Source organism: Burkholderia sp. B10, assembly GCF_004368385.1.
Classification (GTDB): domain Bacteria; phylum Pseudomonadota; class Gammaproteobacteria; order Burkholderiales; family Burkholderiaceae; genus Burkholderia; species Burkholderia vietnamiensis.
The window spans coordinates 20,850-27,273 of record NZ_PQMX01000076.1 but is presented as its reverse complement, the minus strand read 5'-3'; the positions used below and the strand labels follow the sequence as shown (position 1 = coordinate 27,273).

Annotated in this window: 5 protein-coding genes; 1 reads left to right on the top strand and 4 read right to left on the bottom strand. The window is 68.6% G+C overall.

Going from position 1 to position 6,424, the window contains the following annotated elements; all coding sequences use genetic code 11:
- Positions 1 to 1,193 (bottom strand): MFS transporter (locus C3Y15_RS26655; protein WP_134206894.1); only part of this gene is annotated, 1,193 nt, incomplete at its 3' end.
- Positions 1,194 to 1,289: 96 nt separating this feature from the next.
- On the opposite strand from C3Y15_RS26655, the gene C3Y15_RS26650 reads away from it, so the two are divergent.
- Positions 1,290 to 2,210 carry a LysR family transcriptional regulator gene (locus tag C3Y15_RS26650; protein ID WP_011882975.1) on the top strand — a complete coding sequence of 307 codons (921 nt, stop codon included), beginning with the start codon at positions 1,290 to 1,292 and terminating at the stop codon, positions 2,208 to 2,210.
- Between the two features lie 214 nt (positions 2,211 to 2,424).
- Here C3Y15_RS26650 and C3Y15_RS26645 read toward each other — a convergent pair whose 3' ends face one another.
- The 3 genes from C3Y15_RS26645 to C3Y15_RS26635 form a co-directional block, all read right to left on the bottom strand.
- The gene (locus C3Y15_RS26645) at positions 2,425 to 3,258 is read right to left on the bottom strand and encodes an OmpW family outer membrane protein (protein ID WP_011882976.1); all 834 of its coding nucleotides are present in this window, start codon (positions 3,256 to 3,258) and stop codon (positions 2,425 to 2,427) included.
- A 16-nt stretch (positions 3,259 to 3,274) separates the two neighbouring features.
- Positions 3,275 to 4,516 carry a DUF2957 domain-containing protein gene (locus C3Y15_RS26640; protein ID WP_011882977.1) on the bottom strand — a complete coding sequence of 414 codons (1,242 nt, stop codon included), beginning with the start codon at positions 4,514 to 4,516 and terminating at the stop codon, positions 3,275 to 3,277.
- A 164-nt stretch (positions 4,517 to 4,680) separates the two neighbouring features.
- Complete coding sequence (locus C3Y15_RS26635; protein ID WP_059568079.1) at positions 4,681 to 6,099, bottom strand: DUF2957 domain-containing protein; 1,419 nt, start codon at positions 6,097 to 6,099, stop codon at positions 4,681 to 4,683.
- Positions 6,100 to 6,424: the final 325 nt, after the last annotated feature.

Genomic DNA, 6,424 nt, shown 5'->3' with positions numbered 1-6,424 from the left:
CACACGGCGCTCCACCCGCCCCACGCCCACGCCCACGCGCTGCCCGCCAGTGCGGCCCCCAGCGCGCCGCCGACGAAGAACAGTCCGACGAACAGGCCGTTCAGCCGCCCGCGTGCGGCCGGGTTCAACAGGTTGATCTCGCGCCGGCCGATCGTCTGGTCGACGATCACGCCCGCATCGAGCAGCGCCGCGCCGCCGGCCAGCAGCGCCAGCGCGATGCCGCGGTGCGCGGGCGCGTCGAAGCCGAACCAGCCGGCGCCGGCGATGCCCAGCACGGTCAGCGCGGCGAGCATCGTCAGGTGCGCGGCGCGCTGCGCGGCCGGACCGTGGCCGCGATCGCCGACGCGACCTGCCAGCGGCGTGACGATCGCGCCGCTCGCGCCCGCGAACGCGAACAGCGCGATCCCGTGCAGATCGAGGCCGAACGGCGCTTGCGCGAGGCGCAGCCCGACGGCCGTCCAGAATGCGCTGAACGCGGCCATCGCCAGCGCCGCCGACAGCGCATGGCGGCGCAGTACCGGCTCGGCGGCGAGGAGGCGGCCCATCGACGCGAGCAGCGCCCGATACCCGGTCGTGACCGACGGCACGCGCGACGGCAGCCGCAGCGCGAGCACCGCGGCGATCGCCGCGTCGGCGAGCGCGGCCAGCACGTAGAACGCGCGCCAGCCGGCCGTGCCGGCGATCAGGCTCGCGAGCGGCCGCGACAGCAGGATGCCGAGCATCAGCCCGCTCATCACGTTGCCGACCGCGCGCCCGCGCTGCGCTTCGGGCGCCATCGCCGCGGCCATCGGCACCAGCATCTGGATCACGCTGGAAGCCGCGCCGGCGACGAGCGTCGCCGCCAGGAACACGGCGCCCGAGCGCGTGAACGCGGGCAGCGCGAGCGCGGCCGCGCAGACCACGAGCGTCGCGACGATCAGCCGACGGTTCTCGAGCAGGTCGACGAGCGGCACCAGCAGCACGAGGCCGGCCGCGTAGCCGAGCTGCGGCAGCATCGCGACCAGGCCGGTGAGGCCCGCCGGCAGGCGCAGGTCCGCGCTGATCGCGCCGGTCAGCGGCTGCGCGGCGAACAGGTCCATCACGATCACGCCGACCGTCGCGGCGAAGAACAGCGTCATGCCGGCGCTGAGCGCAGGCTGGGCGTGCGCCGCGCGGCGAACGGCGGCGGGGCAGGCGTCGGCAGGGCAGTTCATCGGAGCTCCGCGCAAGTGAGGAAGAAGTCCTCATCGTAGGTATCGCATCGTTATGCGACAATTGAAATATGTCTAACATGATTATGCGAGTTTGCTTTGAATACGCGTGATCTCGAGGCGTTCGTCGCCGTGGTCGACAGCGGCTCGATGGTCGCCGCCGCCGCGAAGCTCCATCTGACGCAACCGGGCCTGACGCGCCGCGTGCAGAACCTCGAGGCGCTATTGGGCCTGCCGCTGCTCGAGCGGCAGAGCAAGCCGCTGAAGCCGACCGCCGCCGGGCGCGACGTCTATGCGCTGGCGCGCAACGTGCTCGGTGCGATCGACGAGCTGATGGCGGCCGGCTCGCCCGACAGCGAGCCGTCGGGCGAGCTGCGCATCGGCGTGCCGCCGTTTCTGTCCGAACTCGCGCTGGAGCAGCCGATCGACCGGCTGCGCGATGCGTTTCCGCGGCTCACGTTGCGCGTGACGGCCGGCTGGTCGCCGGCGCTGGTGCAGGGCATCGAGCGCGGCACGGTCGATGTCGCGACCGTGATGGTGCCGGCCAGCGCGGCGCTGCCCGACACGCTGACGGCCACGCTGCTCGGCACGCAGCCGACGGTGCTGGTCGCCGCGCGCGATTTCCCGCTGCCGGACGGGCCGCTGTCGCTCGACGTGCTGTCGGGTTTTCCGTGGGTGCTGAGTCAGGACGGCTGCGGCATGCGTTCGGCGCTGAGCCGCGCGCTCGGCGCGGCCGGCCTGCCGTTCGACGTCGCGGTCGAGGCGTTCGGCTCGGAATTGCAGCTGTCGCTGGTCGCGCGCGGCGCGGGCATCGGCATCGCCTCGCCGAATGCGCTCGCGCGCAGCGCACATCGCGACGCGCTGCGCGTGGTGCAAACCACGGGGCTCGAGACGCGAATCAACGTATGGATGGTGCACGGCGCGCTGCCGGGCCGCCTGACGCGGCCGGTCGCGCTGCTGCGCGACACGCTCGGCGCCGTGCTGGAGCGGGAGAACGGGGAGGGGTCGGATGACGACTAAACGTCTAGAGTGCGCGTTCGAGGGAAAATCCTGATTTTCTCTACGGAAATGTTGCAATGCCGCATTCGATTCGCTATAGTTACACCTGTCTCCTCCATGTCTCCTCTGATATGGATTCAGCCCGCCTCTTAGGCGGGCTTTTTTTTGCCCGCGTTTTTTGACGCGGGCTGTCGCTTCCTGCAGCTTCGGCCGGTTTCATCCGGCTTCGTCCGCATCAGAACTTGTACGTCATCCCGACGTAACTGATGATCGGATCCGCCTTCAGCTCCGATTTCGACTCCGCGAGCACCGTGCCGTCGGCGGCCTTGATCGTCACCGTCGACGTCGTCTTCAGCGGGATGTAGGTCACCGACGCGATCAGCCCGAAGTGCTCGGTCAAGTTGTACTGCAAGCCCGCGTTGAACACCGGCTGCCACGACGACGAAGCCTTCGCCTCCACCGACGTCGTCCCCGGCTTGCCCGCGCCCGCCGCGAGAATCGCGCCCAGATTGTCCTGCGTCTGCTTGATGAAGTTCGTATTGAGCTGCAGGTCGCTGAACCAGTTGTACGACACGCCCAGCCCGAGGAACGGCCGGAACTTCGCGGTCGCCGCGCCGAAGTAGTACTGCAGCAACACCGCGGGGCTCCACTGCCGCACGCTCTTGACGATCGGGTTCACCGACGCGAGCCCGATGTTCTGCGTGCCGAGCGCGCCGGCCGGTCCCGGCGGCCTGATGGTCCCCTGGCCCGACACCTTGAACACCGGCGGCACGCCGGCCACCGACGTCACCGCGATGTGGTCGGTCAGGAAATGGCTGACCGTCAGGCCGACCGTGTCGGCGCCGCTCGTGCGCAGGCCGGTGCCGGGCGACGTGAACGTCGGCGGCAGCCGCAGCGGCGTGTTGATCGGCGTCGGCGCGACGTTGGTCGTCATCGGCGTGCTGCTTTGCTGCGGCATCACGTGGAACCAGCCCAGTGTGACGACGTTGCTGCCGGCGCTCTGCGCCTGCGCGGCGAGCGGCGCCAGGGCAAGCGCCCCGGCTGCCGCGCAGAGAAGGGTCTTGTTCATCACGGCTTGCCTCCGCTTACTGGACGAACGCGCCGATCGTGAAATACGGCGTCGTCCCAGCGTTGTCGAGGAAGCCGAACACGCCGCCCGTGAAGATGAACTTGCCGGTCGGCGACGTGCTGCCCGAGCCCGTGTGGATCGTCGTGACCGTGCCCGGCACCTTCTGCGTGTAGTCGAGGTCGAGCGCGGTCGCGAGCGAAGCCTGCGACGGCTGGAACGGATCGAGCAGCGTGGCCTGGTTGTTGATCAGCGCGGTGGTGCGGTAGTCGAACTGGCTGTCGACGCCGATGTATTCGCCGTTCTGCGATCCGGCCGCGATCGCCGTCTGCGGCGACAGGATCGAGATGCTCGATTCGTCGTCGGCGGTGAGGCCCGGCACGCCGTTGCTGTCCGGCGTCGGGTTCGGGTTCGCGACGCCCGTGCGCACGAGCACCGGCACGAGCTGGTTGCGCAGCCTGCCGACGATCATGAAGCCCTTGCCCTGCGGCGTCGCCGACAGCGTCGGCTTCAGCTGGCTCTGGTAGTTGTTGCTCTGGAACGCGCCGCTGCCGTCGGCCGACTGCACGAAGTTCGTGCCCTGCTGCACGCACGCGCCGCCGGCGAACTGGCCGGTCGTGTCGCATTTGGTCCACGTGCCGTCGGCGTTGATCGTCACCTTCGCATCGATCGACGCTGGCGCGAATTTCTGCGACGGCACTTCGCCGAAGCCGATATGGCTGTACGTGCCGGCGACCTTCGTGATGTCGGTTTCGATCGACGAGAAACCGATGAACGGGTAGTACGGGAACTTCGTGTCGGGCACCGCGGCCTGGCCGAGCACGCCGTTGAACTGGATCTCCTTGCCCGGAATCGTGCCGCCGGCGACGCCGAAGCCGACGAAGATGCGCGCCGGCCGCGACGGATCGAGGCTCGCGCCGTTCAGGCGGAACGCGCACTGGTTGAGCTTGTTGGTCGGCAACATCGTTTCCTGCGTGAGCGTGCCGCTGTCCACGGTGCCGGCGCGCGTCGGCGTGACGGTACCGGTGGTTTGCGGAACCGCCGATTCGACGTAGGTGACCTGCCAGGTCATCTTGGTCGTGTCGAGCTGGACCTTGGCCAGTTCGCCGCTGCCCGCGCCGCCCGTGAAGACGGTGCTGTAGTCGAGCGACGCCGGGCAGAGCCGGTCTTCGACGAGCGGCGGCGGGTTGTCGCTGCCGCCGCCGCATGCGGAAAGAAGGGGGGCGGCAAGGGCCGCCGCCAGAACGAGGTTGCGCTTCATGTTGCTCCTCCAGATTTGTCTTGTTCGGCGGCCGGCTCCCTGTCGACCGCTTCTGTTTCGTTGCTCGTGCCGCGTGCGTAGCTGCGCCGTGCCGGGCGCCGTCGTTTCGTGCCTTTCCTGCGATGCGTGCGGTGCGCGGCGGCGCGCCCGCCGCCGCGCACCGCTTATTTGCTGATCTGCGCGCCCACGCCGAAGTACGGCGTCGACGAGGTGCTCGCGTTCGCCGACGTCGACGTGACGCCGCCATTCACGGTGCCCTGCACGAGTGCCGCGTACAGGCCGCCCGTCGCGATCACCACGCCCGACGCGGACGGGTAGGTCGCGCCGCTGGCCGGCTTCGTGGTCGTGTTCAGCAGGCCCGGCGTCGACTGGCCGTAGTCGAGCGTGAAGCCGTCCTCTTCGGCCTGCGTGCTCGGATTGATGAACGACGCGTTGCTGCCGCGGATCAGCGCGGCGGTGTACTTGAAATTCGAGTCCGCGCCCGCGTAGCCGCCGTCGATCGCGCCTGACTGGAGCGCCGTCGCGCCGGCGAGCACCGCGATCCCCGATTCGTCGTCGACCTTGGCGTCCGTATGCAGCGGCGGCGTGCCGAGGTTCACGTCGCCGGTACGCACGATCACCGGCACCGTCGCGCCGTTGAGCTGCCCGATCACCATGTGCGCGGTCGCCGACTTGCCGGTCGCGCCGATCAACGGCAGCGACGTCTGCGGCAGGATCTGCGGCGCCTGCGTGCTGTCGAAGTAGCCGCCGCTCGCATGCGGCGTCCACGGATTGCCGGTCGTCATGCAGCTGCCGGACGACGACGTGCACGCACCGTTCGCATCGAACGTCTCGCTCGAGTTGACGCCCTTCGTCGCGTAGTTGCCCGACGGCACGAGGTGATAGATCAGCGCGTTGTAGGTGCCCGGCAGCTTCGAGAGGTCGGTCGTCGTGCTCGCGAAGCCGAGGAACGGGTAGAAATCGAAATGGCGGTTCGGTACCTGGCCGACGTTCTGGATCACACCGGGGATGATCGTGAGCCCGTCGTACTGGACCGTCGCACCGGGGATGCCGCCGCCCGCGACGCCCATGCCGACCAGCAGCATCGGCGGGTTCGCCTGGTTGAAGTCGGCGGCCGTCGAGTAGGTCGAGCCGTTCGGGGCGGTGCCAGCGCCCGGCGTCAGCACGAACGCGCAGCGGGTCTGCTCGGCGGTGGGCAGCGTGCCGGTCGGCGGGTGCACGACCTTGCCGGTGATCGTGACGCCGGCGCGGCTCGGCGTGACGGTGCCGGTCGCGAGCGGAATCGGCGATTCGAGCCATTTGAGCGTGTAGGTCATCGCGACCGCGTCGATGTTGACGCTGACGACCTCGCCGCTGCCGGCGCCGCCGAGGTACGTGCTCTTCACGATGTCGGCATCGGCCGGACACAGCGCGCCGTTGATGGGCTGCGACGGCGGCTGGCCTTGCGTGCCGCAACTCGATCCGGAACATTGGGGCGCGTCGACCGGCGCGAGCGCGCCGCCGGAATCCCCCCCACCACAGGCAATCAGGAAAGGTGCGATGGCAAAGGCCGTTGCCACCCCCTTCGATAAGGCGTGCGACATGCCGCTGTCTCCAATCGTTTAATTGTGCGAGCTAATGTCGCCGTCTGGATATTCGCTGTCAATTGATGAACTCGTCTAAAAAAGGCGCTTGAAACAAAGCGCCCGCGACGAATCCTTGCGGGAAGCGGATTTCAGTAAGAATTAAAACGCGCGGCGCGTCGTAGAGTGGCGCCGCGGTGGGCGTCGGCCGCGCGGATCGGGCGTCCGGAGCCTTCCCGCGTATAACGGCTGCGTTTAAATCGCGGGTATCCGGTTTATCCCTATTCGGGATTGACTGGATAAAAATCGTTGAATTAATTCAACGCCACTCGTGCAATGGAAAGCT

What these genes read in the sequence shown, in the direction of transcription:
- C3Y15_RS26635 (WP_059568079.1), bottom strand. Translation starts at nt 6,099, where the DNA reads ATGTCGCACGCCTTATCGAAGGGGGTGGCAACGGCCTTTGCCATCGCA.
- C3Y15_RS26640 (WP_011882977.1), bottom strand. Translation starts at nt 4,516, where the DNA reads ATGAAGCGCAACCTCGTTCTGGCGGCGGCCCTTGCCGCCCCCCTTCTT.
- C3Y15_RS26645 (WP_011882976.1), bottom strand. Translation starts at nt 3,258, where the DNA reads ATGAACAAGACCCTTCTCTGCGCGGCAGCCGGGGCGCTTGCCCTGGCG.